15 protein-coding genes are annotated in these 17,439 nt (G+C 50.4%); 8 read left to right on the plus strand and 7 right to left on the minus strand.

Going from position 1 to position 17,439, the window contains the following annotated elements; all coding sequences use genetic code 11:
* Positions 1–41: 41 nt before the first annotated feature.
* From AS151_RS15820 to AS151_RS15830, 3 genes are all read left to right on the plus strand, one after another.
* Positions 42–884 (plus strand): alpha/beta fold hydrolase, encoded by an 843-nt coding sequence (locus tag AS151_RS15820; protein WP_139240692.1) that lies wholly within the window; start codon positions 42–44, stop codon positions 882–884.
* Positions 885–970: 86 nt separating this feature from the next.
* Positions 971–1,540: a photosystem II protein PsbQ gene (gene psbQ / locus AS151_RS15825; protein ID WP_244533044.1), complete on the plus strand. Its 570-nt coding sequence runs from the start codon at positions 971–973 to the stop codon at positions 1,538–1,540.
* A 106-nt stretch (positions 1,541–1,646) separates the two neighbouring features.
* Positions 1,647–2,762: an FAD-dependent oxidoreductase gene (locus AS151_RS15830; protein ID WP_071518034.1), complete on the plus strand. Its 1,116-nt coding sequence runs from the start codon at positions 1,647–1,649 to the stop codon at positions 2,760–2,762.
* A 451-nt stretch (positions 2,763–3,213) separates the two neighbouring features.
* Here the strand turns inward: AS151_RS15830 and AS151_RS15835 are convergent, their stop codons facing one another.
* Positions 3,214–4,164, minus strand: a complete 951-nt coding sequence (locus AS151_RS15835; RefSeq protein ID WP_071518035.1) for a fused MFS/spermidine synthase — start codon at positions 4,162–4,164, stop codon at positions 3,214–3,216.
* Positions 4,165–4,929: 765 nt separating this feature from the next.
* Between AS151_RS15835 and AS151_RS15845 the strand changes: the two genes are divergently transcribed.
* Positions 4,930–5,967: an NADP(H)-dependent aldo-keto reductase gene (locus AS151_RS15845; protein ID WP_071518037.1), complete on the plus strand. Its 1,038-nt coding sequence runs from the start codon at positions 4,930–4,932 to the stop codon at positions 5,965–5,967.
* Positions 5,968–6,405: 438 nt separating this feature from the next.
* On the plus strand, positions 6,406–7,560 hold the full coding sequence (locus AS151_RS15850) for a site-2 protease family protein (RefSeq protein WP_071518077.1): 1,155 nt from the start codon (positions 6,406–6,408) through the stop codon (positions 7,558–7,560).
* Positions 7,561–8,101: 541 nt separating this feature from the next.
* Here AS151_RS15850 and acsF read toward each other — a convergent pair.
* Entirely contained in the window at positions 8,102–9,178 is a 1,077-nt protein-coding gene (acsF, locus tag AS151_RS15855; RefSeq protein WP_071518038.1) for a magnesium-protoporphyrin IX monomethyl ester (oxidative) cyclase, read from the minus strand.
* Between the two features lie 420 nt (positions 9,179–9,598).
* On the opposite strand from acsF, the gene hemN reads away from it, so the two are divergent.
* From hemN to AS151_RS15870, 3 genes are all read left to right on the plus strand, one after another.
* Positions 9,599–10,984 (plus strand): oxygen-independent coproporphyrinogen III oxidase, encoded by a 1,386-nt coding sequence (hemN, locus tag AS151_RS15860; RefSeq protein WP_071518039.1) that lies wholly within the window; start codon positions 9,599–9,601, stop codon positions 10,982–10,984.
* Positions 10,985–11,169: 185 nt separating this feature from the next.
* Positions 11,170–12,282 (plus strand): nitronate monooxygenase family protein, encoded by a 1,113-nt coding sequence (locus AS151_RS15865; RefSeq protein WP_071518040.1) that lies wholly within the window; start codon positions 11,170–11,172, stop codon positions 12,280–12,282.
* 74 nt (positions 12,283–12,356) lie between these two features.
* Complete coding sequence (locus AS151_RS15870) at positions 12,357–13,070, plus strand: pentapeptide repeat-containing protein (RefSeq protein WP_071518041.1); 714 nt, start codon at positions 12,357–12,359, stop codon at positions 13,068–13,070.
* Between the two features lie 13 nt (positions 13,071–13,083).
* On the opposite strand, the gene AS151_RS15875 is transcribed toward AS151_RS15870, so the two are convergent.
* The 5 genes from AS151_RS15875 to folD all read right to left on the minus strand — a co-directional run bounded on the left by AS151_RS15875 (position 13,084) and on the right by folD (position 17,379).
* On the minus strand, positions 13,084–13,458 hold the full coding sequence (locus AS151_RS15875; protein WP_071518078.1) for a DUF6464 family protein: 375 nt from the start codon (positions 13,456–13,458) through the stop codon (positions 13,084–13,086).
* A gap of 115 nt (positions 13,459–13,573) precedes the next feature.
* Positions 13,574–14,917, minus strand: a complete 1,344-nt coding sequence (locus tag AS151_RS15880; protein WP_139240694.1) for a hypothetical protein — start codon at positions 14,915–14,917, stop codon at positions 13,574–13,576.
* Between the two features lie 89 nt (positions 14,918–15,006).
* Entirely contained in the window at positions 15,007–15,468 is a 462-nt protein-coding gene (locus tag AS151_RS15885; RefSeq protein ID WP_071518043.1) for a divergent PAP2 family protein, read from the minus strand.
* 10 nt (positions 15,469–15,478) lie between these two features.
* Positions 15,479–16,384: a geranylgeranyl diphosphate synthase CrtE gene (crtE, locus tag AS151_RS15890; RefSeq protein WP_071518044.1), complete on the minus strand. Its 906-nt coding sequence runs from the start codon at positions 16,382–16,384 to the stop codon at positions 15,479–15,481.
* A 104-nt stretch (positions 16,385–16,488) separates the two neighbouring features.
* Positions 16,489–17,379, minus strand: a complete 891-nt coding sequence (folD, locus tag AS151_RS15895; protein WP_071518045.1) for a bifunctional methylenetetrahydrofolate dehydrogenase/methenyltetrahydrofolate cyclohydrolase FolD — start codon at positions 17,377–17,379, stop codon at positions 16,489–16,491.
* Positions 17,380–17,439: the final 60 nt, after the last annotated feature.

Below are 17,439 nucleotides of genomic sequence, written 5' to 3' on the forward strand. Positions count from 1 at the left end.
TTTTAACCAATTATTGATGTTGGCAAATAACGCATATAACCATGCAAGAAAATACCATTGACGCTGGCGGACATACTTGGTTCTATCGGGAAATCGATCCGAGTCCCAACAACCAAAGACCGCCGGTTTTGTTATTACACGGACTGCTTTCGCAAAGCTACACCTGGACAGAGGTTTTGCCAGAGCTAGAACAGCAACGATTTCGCGCGATCGCACCGGATTGGTTGGGATGCGGCAACTCAGATAAACCCCCCCGCTACGAATTCGCCTATACCCCCGACGCCTACGTGGATGCTTTGTCGGCTTTTGTGGATGCGTTGGAACTGGAAACCGTTTCCTTGGTAGTACAGGGATTTTTGGCTTCCGTGGGACTGCAATATGCCTTGCGACATCCAGAGCGCATCGACTCGCTGACCGTTTTGAATACCCCAGTCGCCACCACCAGCAAACTACCTTGGAAAATCCAACAATTGGGAGTTCCCCTGGTGGGAGAAATGCTGACGCAAGACCCATTGGTGGTGGACCGGGTTTTGGAAAAAGGCAGCGGCTACGTTCTCCCCGATGGCGATTTGGACGTTTACCGGCGTCCTTTTCTGAAAGGTTCCGATGCCGGACGTTCCTTGTTTGCTATTGTTCGCAACCTACAGCTCAAAAAAGCACTCGCAGAAATTGCCGCCGGATTTTTCCATTGGGAAAAACCAACTTTGATTGCTTGGGGGACCAACGACCCCTGGTTGCCGGTGAGCCACGCAGAAGCACTGAAAAACAATATGAGTTCGGCCTTTTTGGTAAAATTGGATGCGGCCGGTCACTATCCCCAAGAACATTGGTCCGGGAAAGTTAATCAAGCGTTGCTGCCTTTTTTGGTACGAAAAGAGATTTAAAACTTGGCCAGCGATCGCCCTTTGGACACGAATTTTGAGGATGACCATGCGATCGCTTGCCACCTGCCTAACCAAAAGCCGTAGCAATGCTGGTTTGCCAGGCCAGTTTCTTTACCAATAACTGCGATTCGCTGTTCAGGGCAATGATGAACATTAACTCTCGTTCTCGTTCTTTCCTATCGAGCCTTCTAGCTTTGCTAGCTGTATTTCTGGTTAGCTGTGGCGGTCCTGCCGATACAGCCGAACCTCCCACGTACAGCCAAGCAGAAATCGAAGATTTGCAGGTTTTGGCCGCAGAAGTCAGCGATTTCCGCGATCGCATGGAAAGCCGCCTGCAACCCGCTATTGAAAAACGACAGTGGTCGGAAGTGGATTCTTTCTTACACGGTCCTTTAGGCGCCCTGCGTCCGCAAATGAGCTATATTACCCGTCAGTTGCTCCCCTCAGACCAAGAAAAAGCCAAACCCATCACCAAAGACCTATTTCGACATTTAGAAGCGATCGACGTAGCTGACGAAACTGGCAACTACCGCCAGGCCAAAGAAAACTATACAGCAGCTCTAGAAGATGTCAACGCATTTCTCCAGCTCATTCCCAAAACAGAAGCAACCGAAGCTTCCCAGCCAGAATCTGAAACTGCCGATGCAGCTTCGTAAGGTCTAAAATTTTGGTTGCCTGCTGTTGGTAGACATGATGCGGCAGTAGGCAACCCTTTCATTTTTTCTTTTTCCCCTCGTTGGATATTTGGTAGCAATTGCTGGTATGTCTCGGGTAGCCATTGTCGGTTGTGGCGTTGTGGGTGCCGCGATCGCTTACGAACTTAGCAAAATTCCCCATCTTTCCGTTACCGTTATCGACCCCCAACCCGCTCAAGCATCTACAGGAGCGGCATTGGGCATTTTGATGGGCGTCATTAGCCACAAAATCAAAGGTAAAGCTTGGCAGCGTCGCTGGGTCAGTTTGCAACGCTACGAAACCCTGATTCCAGAACTCGAATCCCAAACCGGACAGCAGATTCCCTACAACCGCCAAGGATTGCTGAAAATTTATTTTACTCCAGAAGAACAAGAAAGTTGGGAAAACCTCGTCACCGTTCGCCAATCCCAAAATATTCCTTTGGAACTGCTTTCTGCTAGGGATATAGAAAGCCGCTACCCACAACTCAATACCAACGCGATCGCTGGTGCCGTTTTTTCCCCACGCGATCGGCAAATTCATCCTAGCCGCCTCACCCAAACCTTAATGGAAGCCGCCAAACAAAATGGCGTTACCTTTCACATCGGCGTCGCAGCAACAGACTTTGACTGTACCACCGACCAACAAAACCGGAAAACCTGCACCAAAATTTGCACTTCTGGTGGCAGCATCGAGGAAATTTCCACAGACTGGCTGGTGGTTGCTGCCGGATTGGGGTCTACCCCTTTAACCCGCCATCTAGCCGCTACCACCGAAATTCACCCCGTTCTCGGACAAGCCATTCACCTACGATTATCTAACGCCGATAGTTTAAGCCACGGCCAGCCAGAACCGGTCATTACCGGCGATGACATGCATATTGTCCCTTTAGGTTCTGGAGAATACTGGGTAGGAGCCACCGTAGAATTTCCCGACGAAGCAGGAACTCCCCCAGAGGAAGACACGCAAAAGCTACAATTGGTCACCCAACAAGCCTTTGACCTTTGTCCGGAACTAGCCAACGCCACCATTACCAACACCTGGTCCGGATTGCGACCCCGTCCGCAAGGTCGTCCAGCGCCCATCATTGAAAAACTCGCGGGATACAATAACGTTATCCTCGCCACCGGCCACTACCGCAACGGCGTCCTACTTGCCCCAGCAACAGCGTTGGAAGTACGGGGATTGTTGGTGGGGGAATAAGGAATAAGGTTCGACTACTCCCCGCGCTAAAGCGACGGGGATTCCCCGGAAGGATTTGGCGAACTTCCGCAAGACGGACTCTTAGACGAAGTCAAAGACGCCTCTCTGGGTTACCTGAAGGTTTCCCTTTGCTTTTTGTCGCCGTTCGCAGCTTCCATCACCCTGCCATTGCTGCAACTCGGTGCCGCCATGCGTATCGCGCTTTCGGTTGCCGGGGTCTCTCCGTGCTAGGGCGAATCGTCACGTATATGGATCGACTCTACTAAGTCACCTCAATTAGATCGCTGCGGCTAAAGCCGCCGAGTCGCTTTTGGTCCCCGTGCTAAAGCAACAGGGCTACCAAGCTCCCGATCTTTTTACGTGTGGGAGCGGCGGAGCGTGGGAGATATAATTGGTTGTTTTCTCCAATGCTCCGATGCCCCCATGCCCGGACACTGCGACTTGCAAACAACTATCCACCACTACCGGCCGTACCTTTGCCAAAAAACTTCGGTGGTTCTTTGAGAGTGTAGACCGTAGTTTCCGCTGCGATCGCTTGGCGAATGTGTAGGGGAATCTGCAACATTCCCAACAACGTTACCCCATCCAACATGCGAAACCCACCTTTGGTTTGTTGTTGGAGTAGTTGGTCAGTAGCTTCCGGATGGGGACGGTCGGGAATATCAAGAGCCGACCCAACAATAAATCCCCAAGGAGCTGCATAGGTAGGAACGTGGCTGCTGTAGTTGCGGACGTTTTCAAAAACGGCTTTTACTGTATTGGTCAAGCGACAGTGTAGCTTTAATTCTCCCGGAGAAACCGGACCCGCCTGCACCACAAAATAACCTTGCGGATGCAACGCTCGCCGTACCTTTTCAAAATATTCCTTGGTAAACAGTTGGAACGATGGTCCTTCTTCAATGGGGTCGGATAGATCGGAAATAATAATATCCCACTGTTGTTCGGTATTGTCCAAATAGTGCAAAGCGTCGCCAATGACCAACTCACAACGGGGGTCGTCGAACGCACCTTGGTGCATTTCGCTTAAATGCTGGCGACAAGCTTCCACTACTTCACCGTCAATATCTACCATGACAACTCTTTCTACGGTATTCCACCGCAGAACTTCCCGAACGGTGGCTCCTTCTCCCCCTCCTAAAACCAAAACGTTGCGGGGAGAACCGTGAAAAATGGCGGCTGGATGGACTAGAGGTTCGTGGTAAAGGTACTCGTCTCCGGTACAAGATTGCCATTTCCCATCCAATACCAAGGCTTTGCCGTATACGCCGGTTTCCACCACATACATATCTTGATATTGGGTTTTTTTGTAAGCCAAAACCCGAGAAATCCCGTGGGTGTATATGTCCCACGGGGTAATGTATTCGTTAATCCACAGATCGGCTGCTACTTCGCTACCTGCCATCCAACGCCCTCCTCATCACATCAATCCTCGATACGTTTGGAAGCCCTGTCGCTTGAGCGCAGGGAGGAAAAACGAACGGCGACTAAAGTCGCCTTCCCCACCAAGGGGGAGAACGAAAAGAGGTACAGTTTACGTTCTTTCCGGTTCTAGCCGGCATCGCCTACCCTGTACGGCGTAAGGTTCGCCTCAGCAATGTTATCGGTCGGTACGATCCAACGCAGCACTGTTTCCTTCTGGTTTAACTGTTTAACTGCTCGGTTCTAGAGCATGGGACTGGCGTCGCATCCCAAGGTAGGAACTTGAACACTTGCCGATAACGTAACCCCCAAAGGGCTGAGGCTGGTCAGCTACCTAAAGATCGCCTAAAGATCGGAGGCACGAACCCCCGTCTCGCTACTGCGGGGTGCTGAGGGATACGATGCGTAGGCACAACCTCACTAGCATATCATATCTGGGCTGGAGGGGAAAGATGGGGCGCGGAACAAGTGAAGCGTTTGGTGAAAAGAGTTGTCTACTAGTTGGTGTGATGGTGCGATGGCAATCAACAAACCTATCTGCCGTACTGCCAAAGAGCCTAAAAAAAGAAAAAACGCCCAGAGACTGGGCGCTGCCATCAGGGTGCATCTACTAATAGGTACTATAGCAATGAGGGGTCAGACCCTGCAAGTAGTTTTACAAAATTTTATATTTTGGATTGGTTGGGTTGGCCTGTCATATGCAGGTAAGTATGGGGAAAATGGGGAAAGTAGTTTTTAGAAAATCCCTATGAAATACAACCAACTTGGGTCTAGCAATCTCCAGGTATCGGAAATTTGCCTGGGAACGATGACCTTTGGCGAACAAAACACCGTAGAGGACGCTCACCAGCAGTTGGATTTGGCTGTGGATGCGGGAATTAATTTTATTGATGCGGCGGAAATGTACCCGGTTCCCGCCAAAGCTGAAACTCAAGGACGAACGGAAACCTATATTGGGAAATGGTTGTCGCGACAGCAACGCGCAAGCTTGATTGTCGCCACCAAAGTTTCCGGACCCACCGCCAGGTTGCCTTGGATTCGCGGTAAAGACAGAAGGCTCGATCGCCGCAATATCGAACAGGCAGTCAATGACAGCTTGCAGCGGTTGCAAACGGATTACATCGATCTGTACCAAATTCACTGGCCGGACCGATACGTGCCTAAATTTGGTCGGGTGGAATTCGACCCCAGACAAGATTGGGAAAGCGTCCCCATTGCCGAACAGTTAGAAGTGTTGGCCGATTTGGTGAAGGCTGGCAAAATCCGCTACATTGGTTTGAGCAACGAAACCCCTTGGGGAATCTGTCAGTTTTCCCACCTCGCCGACCGTTTGAATTTACCGAAAATTGTTTCCATCCAAAATGCCTACAGTTTGGTCAATCGGGTTTTTGATGGTGCTTTGGCCGAAGCTAGCTACCACGAAAACGTACCGCTGCTGGCTTACAGTCCTTTGGCCTTCGGTCATTTAACGGGAAAATATTTGCAGCAAACCCCTGCTAACTCTCGTATTGGCAAGTTTCCCGAGTTTGGCGGTCGCTACCAAAATCCCAATCTGCAAAAAGCGGTGGCGGAATATGTAGAGCTGGCCAAAAAATATAATGTTTCGCCGGCGGTTCTGGCTCTGGCTTTCGTGCGATCGCGCTGGTTCGTTGCCAGTACCATTATTGGTGCGACCACGTTAGAACAGTTGCGGGAGAATTTATCGAGCCTGGATGTGGAGATAACTCCTGAAATGCTGGAGGATATTAACGACGTGCACAACCGCCTTCCCAATCCCGCTCCTTAAATTGGCATCTAGCGATCGCTGCCAAACAAAAAAACGCCCAGAAAGTACTGGGCGCTGCCATCAGGGTGCATCTATATTCTAAGTTACCCTAATGTGGGGTTAAACCCATCACAAGTTTGACAAAACTTCATATTCCCCGAAACTTAGCTTTCAGCGTGGAAAACTAGGCGGCAGCGATCGCTGTGTTGCTCTCATAACGACAAAAAAGCTATGATGCATGGAATATCAAGCCTTGGATGGTCAGCTTCAGTGTTCAACCGAATCTCTAGGGGCGGTTAGCACGACAGCCGGATTGTAGCAAGCCTTTTTAATATATCGTTACAATAGAAACGAAAAGAAGAGGAAAGCCATAAAAAAGTGCTTTATTTTAGTGCTTGAATGCAATTTACTGGCTTGTGCCTCTTGCCATTTATTAAAGATAAAGGAGGCCAAGAGTTTATGAACGGAAATATTCGCGTTGGTAGTTTATTTGGAATTCCTTTTTATATCAACTCTTCTTGGTTTTTAGTTTTAGCACTGGTTACCTTTAGCTACGGCAGTGGCTTAGCACAGCAATTTAGCAATCTACCCGGGTATATTCCTTGGTTGTCTGGATTTGTAGCCGCTTTGCTGCTGTTTGCTTCCGTTTTGGCCCACGAATTGGGACACAGTTTGGTAGCCATCAAACAAGGGGTTGGTGTTAACTCTATTACCCTGTTCCTGTTCGGCGGACTGGCTAGCTTGGAAAAAGAATCCAAAACCCCAGCCGAGGCTTTTTGGGTCGCGATCGCAGGTCCGGCCGTTAGCTTTTTGCTGTTTGGCCTATTTTTAGGATTGAGCACTGTCTTACCGCTTGGTGGACCTTTAGGTGCAGTCATTCAGCTGCTAGCCTATATTAATCTCGTCCTAGCAGTCTTCAACCTCATTCCCGGTCTGCCTCTCGACGGCGGCAACATTCTCAAATCCTTGGTTTGGAAAATTACCGGCAATGCTTACAAAGGTGTTATTTTTGCCGGTCGCGTCGGTCAAATTTTTGGTTGGGTTGCCATTCTCCTAGCTAGCTTGCAACTGTTCCTATACGGCAACATTAACGCCCTGTGGGCCATTTTGATCGGCTTCTTCTTGCTGCAAAATGCCGGTTCTGCTGCACAATCCGCCAGCGTCCAAAACAAACTATCTCGCCTGAAAGCTGCCGATGCCGTGACGCCGGATAGTCCCATTGTTGCGGAAAATCTTTCTCTACGAGAGTTTGCCAATAATTATGTCATTGGCCAGAAAAAATGGCAGAAATTTATTGTCACCAACGAAATGGGTCATTTCATCGGTGTTTTGTCGGTCGATGATATGAAGCTGGTTTCTACGCAAGAATGGCCCCATACATCGGTACGAGAAATCACCAAACTAGAGGATGCGAAAAATACCATTCAAGGTGAACGCACTTTGTTGGAAGCAGTGATGATGCTGGAGGAAAAACAGCTTTCCCAGCTTACGGTTCTTGACGAACACAATCGCGTTCTGGGATTGCTAGAAAAATCCTACGTCCCGCAGTTTCTAGAAAAACGCCAGCAATCGCAACCGCAACCTGCTGACAAAGTAGAAGAAACACCGGCTTAATCTAACACGTTGACTACTGATACTTCCAAACTGGACAAAACTATGCATTAACTATAAAAGTTAAGCAGTCATAGCGTACGTTTGTAAGTACGGTGGGATCCCACAACGCCTTGAGGAAATTCCTCAAGGCTCTTTTGGTAACTTTTGATGGGTCAGAATCGAGCCAGACTTGGCACACTGACACTCATCTACGAAAAATTACAACTAAGTCAAATTATACCAATAATACCAAATCCGACATGGAAAAACCACAATTTTTTGTCGGGATATCCCCTGCTGTGGGTCTTTTTTGTAGGGGGTAGGCACGAGGGCATTCTCCCTACATTTTGGTGGGTTTATGTATATCGGATTTGGTATAACTCCCCTCTCTAAAGAGGAGGGGATTCCCAAAAGGATGCTACGAGAGGGGCTGAAGCCGCGTCGTGTAGCTTTTCTTTTGGGCTGGTATCCAGAATCGAATCTGGATGGGATGAGTCAGCGGATGGATGGGAATCTCCCACACACATCCGCTTGCCTGGTATTTGCTGGCTGGCAGGTTGGTTTACTTGGCAATTCCTCGTTGGGGTTCTACATAAATGGGTTTGATGAAATACATGCGCACCACGTGACCCAACATGGAGGCAGCTAGAGGCAGCTTTTGCAACCATTTAATGGCTTTGGGTCGGTGGCTTTGGTCGATGGCAGCCATTTTTTGGTTCAGGGTGCAGCATTTTTGCATTCGTGGGAAAAATTGGGGATGGTCCACGTCGAGAATGACGGGGAAAGCACGCGCTGAGGTTTCGTTGGTTTTGCGAATGACGTGGCGGTCGAATTCGGTGGGATCGAGTCCTACGCTGGTGTAAAAGGTGTCTCGTTCGTGTACGGTGACGCTGTGGGTGACAAAGACAGTGAGCAGGAAGAAACGCGCCCACAATCTCGCTTTCCAATTGTTGTACAGTTTGCCCTGCGATCGCAACAAGGCGTTAAAGAAATCTCCGTGGCGGTTTTCATCCTGACACCAACGTTTGAAATAGCTAAATAGCGGATAAAAGCGCCATTCGGGATGTTTTTCCAGGTGGCGATAAATGGTAATGTAGCGCCAATAGCCGATTTTTTCCGATAGATAGACGGCGTAAATCACCCATTCCGGTTTGAAAAAGGTGTATTTGCGCGTTTTGGTCATGTGGCGCAAATCTAGGGAAAGGTTAAAATCGCTCATGCATTTGTTGAGAAATCCGGAATGCCGCGCTTCATCCCGCGCCAGCAAATGAAAGGCTTCTGCGAGTAGGGGATTTCTATTTTTGAGGCGTCGGGATAGTTCTTTGAACAGGAGAAAGCCAGAAAATTCGGAAGTACAGGAGCGTTCCAGAAAGTCAATGAAGGTTTGGCGGGTTTCGGGGTCTAGATGGTCCCAGGATTGGTTGAATTCTTCATCCCGTTGGAAGTGGTCGCGGTTGTAATCGGCGCGCAGTTCTTCGAGGATCGCACGCAACTCGTCTTCCTGGGAGGATAAATCCATCGCCGCCATGGCGTCGAAGTCGGTGGTGTAAAAGCGGGGGGTAAAGACGGTTTCTTTCTGAGGAACTTTCACGTTAGGCGTGGATCCTTGGGGATTTTCTTTTGGTAGCGTATTCACCACGGTTGTCCGGTTTCCTTTTTTATAGTTGCATCGCTATATAAATGTATATCATCATTGTGGCTGTGACTAGCGATCGCACCCCCAAAATCTCTATTTTTAATCAATCTCCCCCCGCTCTCTCTATAAATCTGTTAAGTTATGAAAAGTTTTCGCACAAAATTCGCTTGATAGCTATACAGTGATTAAAATTCTTCAATGTAAAGACAAGTGGCTCGAACTGCTTTGAAGTGGATCCCCAATAACCGGCTGGCTCGGTGGCAGCCTAGCCGGTAAGTTTTCCCTACAAAATCCTTTTTTTGAAACTGGATTGCTCTTTTTTGAAGTTGTCAATAGCGCCAGCCAAAGAAGACAAACCTTCTCAAATCGGCTGTCCTTAAATTTGCAAACCGCTTGGAAATATCCTGTATTGAGAGACTGCTAATGGGAGTACTATCGCAAACCGTTCAATTTCATCCCGATTTATTAAAAAAATACGATCGTCCGGCCCCCCGCTACACCAGCTATCCAACAGCGCCTATGTTTTCCCAGGAGTTTGACGTAGCGGATCTACACCAAGCGATCGCAACGGGAAACCAACAGAAATCACCCATTTCCCTGTACTGCCACATTCCCTTCTGTGAGAGTGCCTGTTATTTTTGCGGCTGCAATACCATTATCACCAGAAACCGCCGCATTGTCCCTCCCTATCTAGACCGCGTTTTCCAAAACATCGACCAAATCGCCTCTTTGGTGGATTCCCAACGGCAAGTTACCCAAATGCACTGGGGAGGGGGAACGCCAAACTATCTCAATCTCCATCAAATTAAAAAGCTTTGGAGCAAGTTTCGCGACAGCTTTCAATTTACTGAGGATGCGGAAATTTCCATTGAAATTAGTCCCCGGTACGTAGATAGAAATTATATTTTCTTCCTGCGGGATTTGGGATTCAATCGCATCAGCTTCGGCATTCAAGATTTCAACCAGCAAGTGCAAGAAGCCATCAACCGTATCCAGCCAGAAGAGATGCTGTTTGATGTGATGTCTTGGATTCGGGAAGCTGGTTTCGATAGTGCCAATGTGGATTTGGTCTATGGCTTACCTCACCAAACCCTGGCCACCTTTGGGGATACCCTAGAGAAAACTCTGGGTTTGGATCCCAATCGCATTGCGGTCTTTAGCTTTGCCTACGTTCCCTGGATGAAACCAGTTCAGAAGAACATTCCCACCGAGGCGCTACCTTCAGCGGAGGAAAAATTGGATATTCTCAAATTGACGATTGAGAAATTAACCAATGGGGGATATCGTTTTATTGGCATGGACCACTTTGCCAAGCCGGAAGACGAACTCGCGATCGCACAGGAACAAGGCAAACTGCATCGCAACTTCCAGGGATACACCACCCAAGAAGAGGCCGATTTGCTAGCCTTCGGTGCCACCTCCATCAGCATGCTAGACGATGTCTACGTGCAAAACCACAAAACCCTGAAAGAGTACTACCAAGCGATCGACAATGGTGAAATTCCCATTGCCAAAGGTGTGAAATTAAAACCAGAGGATAAAATCCGTCGCGATGCCATCAAGCAAATCATGGCCAACTTCACCCTGGATAAAAATGCCTTTTCCCAACGGCACAATCTAGACTTCGACAGTTATTTTGCCGATGTCAACGAGCAACTGCAGGAATTTGTAGAAGACGGTTTGGTGGTGAACTCGCCGGAGAAAATTCAGGTTACCCCGGCCGGTCGCTTGCTGGTACGCAATGTAGCAGCTTTGTTTGATGCCTATCTCAACCAAGATTTGAAACCACGCCTCTCGCAAGCGGTTTAAGAAATTTGCGGCGGAGATTTCGGCAATCCGTTTTTTTCAGTCGGCAACTAGCAATGCTGGTTGCTGGCTATTTTATAGCAGTTGTCCGATGTATGGAGAACGTTGGTGGTTCGGAAAACTCCTTGCCCAAGACCAGCTTTTTATATTACCAAAGTGTTATAAAGTAATAGTGCCCAGGAGAAACTATGACATTTCGTACATTACCTTCCTTACAAATTGGCAATCACCAAGCGCGCTATCCCATTATCCAGGGAGGCATGGGAATTCGGATTTCCGGTGCCTCCCTAGCGAGTGCGGTGGCCAATGCTGGCGGTATCGGGATTATTTCAGCGGTGGGGTTGGGATTTAACTCTCCCTACTACGACAGCAACCGCCGCCGAGGCAATTTTTTCGAGGCTAACAAAAAAGCGTTAATTGACGAAATTCAAAAAGCACGCCAGCTCAGTCCCCATGGCATCATTGGCGTGAATATCTTGGTAGCGGCGCGCGACTATCCGGATTTGGCGGAAACAGCGGCGGCGAACGGTGCGGATGTTATTATTGCCGGTGCTGGGTTGCCGTTGCAGCTACCGGAGTACACGGCCGAGCATCCAGAAGTGGCTTTGGTGCCCATTGTGTCGGGGGTCAGAGCGGCGCAAATTCTTTGCCGCAAGTGGAAGCGCAACTACGGACGTCTGCCGGATGGTTTGATTGTCGAGTGTCCGAAAACCGCTGGCGGTCATTTGGGTGCGAAGTACGAGGATTTGGATTCGGAAGCGTTGAATACCGAACGGGTGATTCCGGAGTTGGCAACGTACCTGCGGGAACAGGTGAAGGCGGAGATTCCGGTTATTGCTGCTGGTGGTATTTGGGACCGTGAAGATATCGATCGCATGTTGGCGAAAGGGGCCAATGGCGTACAGATGGGCACCCGTTTTATTACTACGGAAGAATGCGATGCGCATCCGCGATATAAGGAGTTTCACTTGCAGGCGCGTCCGGAAGATGTGACGATTGTACCTTCGCCGGTGGGATTGCCGGGAAGGGCCTTGCGCAATGCGTTTGCTGAAGCAGCGATCGCGGGGTCTGAAGACTTGGAAAAACGCTGCATTGCTAACTGTTTGAAGACCTGTGCCTGCCGCGAACGTAAGGAAACTTATTGTATTATCCGCGTTTTGGATCGAGCCGCACGGGGAGATGTGGAAAATGGTTTGGTCTTTGCTGGAGCGAATGCCGGACGGGCGCAACGGATCGTTCCCGTGGCAGAATTGATGGCAGAGTTGGTGGGTGCCCACTCCCAATCCAGCTCCACAGCTTAGGTGTTTTTTTGGTAAGATGGGCGGTCGCAGGTGCGATCGCTCTCGCGGAATTTCCTTGACATTTTTTGATTTTTATGGATGCGGCGGCAATTCTCAAGCAATATTTAAACGGTCAAAAAAGTTTTCGCGGCAGCATTCTGCGGGAAATTGACTTAATTGAGGTGACCCTGAGCGGTGCTGACTTTAGCGAGGCAGATTTGCGCCAGGCTCGTTTGGGCAAAAGCGATTTTAGCGGGGCTAACTTCCAAAAAGCCAACCTCAGCGAGGCACTGTTGTGGGGGACGGATTTTCAAGAGGCCAATCTTGGGGCGGCGGTCATGCGGGAAGCCGACTTGAGCAATGCCAAGTTGGTGCGCACCCATTTAGAAACTGCCAACTTAAGTAAGGCTATTCTCTGCGGTGCCAATTTTACTGGAGCGAATTTGTTTCGAGCCATGCTTTTTGAAGTGGATTTGCGGTCCACCTCCGACCAGCGGACGGATTTGGGATTTGCGAATTTAAAAAACACCGATCTCAGCTACGCTCATATTAGTGGGGCTTCTCTGTGCGAAGTACAGCTCGATGGCGCTCACTTGTACCGTGCTAACTTGGGAGTGGAACGCCTGCGGGACGATTTTCCCACGGATTTGAGGGGGGCCAGCCTCAGAAATGCTGACCTGAGTTATGCTGACCTTAGCGGTGCCCTTTTAATCGGTGCCAATTTAGAAGGTGCCGATTTAACTGGAACGCTGCTCGAAGATGCGCAGTTGCAAGGTGCGATCGCACCGGATGGAACGATCTATCGCTAGCAGGTGGTTGGGGTTAGGAGGATGTGGAGGCATCCTTGGGTTCATAATAGTGACATTGTTGGCACGGTCCTTCTGGATTCACTGCACAGCGAATAATTTCCGAGCCGGCATTGTAGCGGCAGGTGGCATCTCCGAGAACCCAGCGACCGTTGGTAAAGCTTCTTTCGACAGGCGATCCGGGTGCAGATTGTACGTACAGAGCAATTCGATCGAGCCGGTAGCGACCGGATTTTAACTGGTAGCGATGCCGCCGTTCTAGAACGGCGTAGGTTTCCCCTTCTAGATTGAGATAGTGACCGGGTTGGGGCATCCAGTCTAGGTGAATTTTGCCCAAAGATTGGGAGGATTTTGTCAAAATAACTTCGGTAGGCAAAGACGCTACTTTCATCTTGTTGGATGGTTGTTGGGACATTGTTTTCTTTATGGGCGGTCCTTTGATGTAGTTTACAACACTTGTTCGGATGGCTGCCGGCTTCGACGTTGCGATTCGTTGATGGGAGTTCTTAGGAAGGGTCTTGGAGCAGTGAAGACCAACCAATGGTGCGATCGCTGGCTAACTGTTGGGCTACAGCTGCCGCACCGTAGCGGTTGAGGTGGCTGGGGTCTTCAAAATATTGGTATTCGTTGACCCAACGTTGCGATAAATCCCGAAAGATAAAATTATACTGCTCGGCTTGCTGTTGCATAAACTGGCGGAATTTGGCTTGGTACTGGCGGCGGGTGGCATCGAGATAGGGTTGGGAAAGGGGAAGGTTAACCACAATGACAGGAATATGGCGTCCTCTGGCAAAATTGAGAACCGATCTCAACGCTTGGGTTTGCGGTCCTTGCAATTGAAATGGCTGGTAGTCGCCGTCATATTTGCCCGGTACTTTGGGGTAATTTTGATAGTATGGTTCGGGACGAAATTGCTGGCTGACTGCGACAAATCCCCAAGTATCCGGGGTTTTGCTGCCTGATGGTGGCATGGAAATGGGGATGTTGGTAGGGGGGGTTTCTAGGAAATTCGGGCAGGGTTGGCGTAGGAAGTCTGGGATGCCGGTTAAATTCCAGTTTTTCAGTTCGGTTAGGGGGGTTTCGGCAACGGTTTGCTGCCAGTCTCGGCGCAGTTTTTGCTGCTGGGATTGCCAAAGCGATCGCATGACATGGTGGCTACGATGGTTGGTCCTGGCTGCGGTATTCCTGGAAGCGTCGCCACCGCACAAAGCCGCCGGTAAAGCCGGATGGTGGCTGAGGAGAGGACGAAGGCCAGCCTGCAGGAACTCGTAGGCGCGGGAGTTTTGAATGGCTTGAAAGGTTTTATCGGTACGGCCGCTGTTAAAGGCACGCAAACCGTCTCCCCAGAGAATCACATCCGGAAGTTGGTCGGGGGGTAGCACCTGTTGTAGGACCAAGGCGACCACCTGGGCAGTGGCACCGTTGATGCCGAAGTTATATACTTTGACTCGGGGATAGCCTTGGGCTGCCAAGGCTTGCTGGAGTTGTTGGGGATGGATGCCTTGGAGGGCGCGGGAACTGCCTACGATTAAAATATCGGGAGGACCGTAGGTGTCTAGATAGCGCCGGTAGTTGACGAGGTGTTGGTCCAGATGTTGGCTTTGAAAGCTAGGATAGTGGGAAAAGAGAAAATCCAGCACCTGCAATCGCAAGCTGGCCCCAGCCCATCGAGATGGTGGGGATATTTCCCGAGTGGGGGGGGGTGATGGGCGTGCTTCTGTGGTCGCCGACGTCGTGAGCGCGCTTTGGCTCACCCGTTGCAGGTAAACCGACATCGGTCCCGGACTGCTGGTGGCTGAGAGAGAAAGAAATGCTGGTAGCAGCACCCAAGCAGATATGTATTTTCTCATAGCCTTGCCCTTGCCAGCGACAAGCGTTTGCCGTGGAAACAGTTACAATAGAAAGAAGGTCAATCGTTCGTTGGTTGCAAGTGCCAACTTTAGTACGTGGGGGCTGCTATCCAAGAAACGGCCAGACCCAATACCGATCCTACCAAAACTTGGAAAGGTGTGTGTCCGAGCAGTTCTTTGAGTTTGTCTTCGCTGAATTCGTGTTCCTCTTGTTGGAATAGCTCAATCATTTGATTGAGAATTTTGGCTTGTTTGCCGGCGGCACGCCGAATCCCCGTAGCGTCGTACATGACAATGGCAGCGAAGATAGCCGCGATCGCAAATTCCATACTGCTCCAGCCAGCCGTTTGTCCCACGCCTGCTGCCAGAGACGTTACCAAAGCTGAATGGGAACTGGGCATGCCGCCGGTTTCCACCAAAACGTGCCAGTTGGGCTTGCCGTTTTTCAACCAATCCACCAAAAACTTGGATACCTGAGCAGCGATGCAGGCAACCACCGCCACCACCAAGACGCGATTTTGGAAAACGTTTAAAACGCTGAAATGATACATCGTCGCCCCATTAGTAACTGCGGGTGGTAATAAAATCTGCAATCGCTGCGAGGGGGTGGGCGCGTTCGTCAAACGGTTCTAGTTGCTCCTTGGCGGCTTCGACCAGCGCGATCGCTTCTTGTTTGGAGGCTTCCAATCCCCACAAACCAGGATAGGTGGCCTTTTTCGCTGTCACATCCTTGCCAGCGGTTTTCCCCAAAGCTTCTTGCGTGGCCGTAACATCCAGAATATCGTCCACAATCTGAAAAGCCAAGCCGATATTTTGGGCGTACACCGACAACCGGCGCAAATCCGCTTCGCTGGCCCCCGCCAGGGTCGCCCCGGAAAGCACACAGGCTTCCAACAAAGCCCCGGTTTTGTGGCGGTGGATAAAATTGAGGGTATCCACGGAAATATCCAGTTTGCCCTCAGATTCCAAATCCACCACTTGACCGCCCACCAGACCGGCAGCCCCAACAGCACGCGCTACTTGGGCAATTACCCGCACCAACCGCTCGGCCGGTACGCTTTGCGTTTGCGTGGCAATATATTCAAAAGCATAAGCCAGCAGACCATCTCCTGCCAAAATGGCAATATCATCCCCATATACCTTATGGTTGGTGAGCTGCCCCCGCCGGTAGTCATCGTTATCCATAGCCGGCAAATCGTCGTGGACTAAAGACATGGTGTGAATCATTTCCAAGGCACAAGCTGTGGGCATCGCCATCTCCACAGTTCCCGCAGCCAACTCGCAGGTAGCCAGGCACAGAATGGGTCGCAAGCGTTTGCCTCCTGCCAGCAAGGAATAGCGCATGGACTCGTAAATTGTTTCCGGCTGGCCGATTTGCAGCGACCGGTCTAAGGCCTCTTCTACCCACGCCTTTCGTTGTGCCATGTACGTTGATAGATCGAAATTGGCAACTTTCCTGGATACCATCCCTTCAACCCTCGTGGTGGACTTCGAGCGAACGCCGTTCGCCCCTACACAGCAGCGCCCTTTGGCAAGCTCAGGGCATCGCCCCCACACCAACAGCTGTCTCCTTAGGAGGAGGCCGCGCCGGTGCGGTGGAGGTAACTTTCCAATGTATTGTGTAGCAGCATCGTAACTGTCATGGGACCGATGCCACCAGGAACCGGCGTGATATAGCTGGCTTTTTCTTGAACAGCTGCAAAATCGACATCGCCAATCAATCGGGCTTTGCCGGCTTGTTCGTCGTAGACGCGGTTGATGCCCACATCAATGATTGTAGCCCCCGGTTTGACGGCGTCAGCCCCAAACATCAGCGGACGACCCACTGCTGCTACCAGGATATCAGCCTCGCGGGTCAAACTGGCTAAATCTTGGGTGCGAGAATGGGCCATGGTCACCGTGGCGTTGGCGTCTAGCAGCATTAAGGACATGGGTTTGCCCACCAAAATACTGCGTCCAACCACCACGGCCCGTTTGCCTTGGGGCTCGATCTTATATTCTTGCAACAACCGCATGACGCCAGAAGGGGTACAGCTGCGCAAACCTGGTTCTCCCCGCAGTAAATGACCCATGTTGGTGGGATGTAAGCCATCAACGTCCTTTTGCGGGTCGATTTGGTAGAGGGCTTGTACGGCATTGAGGTGGTCGGGAAGCGGCAATTGCACCAAAATGCCATCTACCTGGGGGTCTTGGTTGAGGGTCGCGATCGCGGATTCCAGTTCTTCTTGGGTGGTTTCTGTGGGAAAATGACGACCAAAGGAAGCAATACCCAGGCGATCGCAAGCTTTCTCTTTATTGCGGACATAGGTGGCGCTGGCGGGGTCTTCTCCCACCATCAACACGGCCAGTCCGGGGGGACGCTGCCCCCCGGCCCGAATTTCTGCCACACGGGTGCCGATTTCTGCTTGGATTTTCTTCGCCAATCCTTTGCCGTCTAAAATGCGAGCCGAAGATACATCCATCAGTGAGGGGACCTACTCCTTAAAATCGAGTCAAACACAAACAGTCTACCGCGATTGGCA

The sequence above is a fragment of the Geitlerinema sp. PCC 9228 genome (assembly GCF_001870905.1).
Taxonomy (GTDB): Bacteria; Cyanobacteriota; Cyanobacteriia; order Cyanobacteriales; family PCC-9228; genus PCC-9228.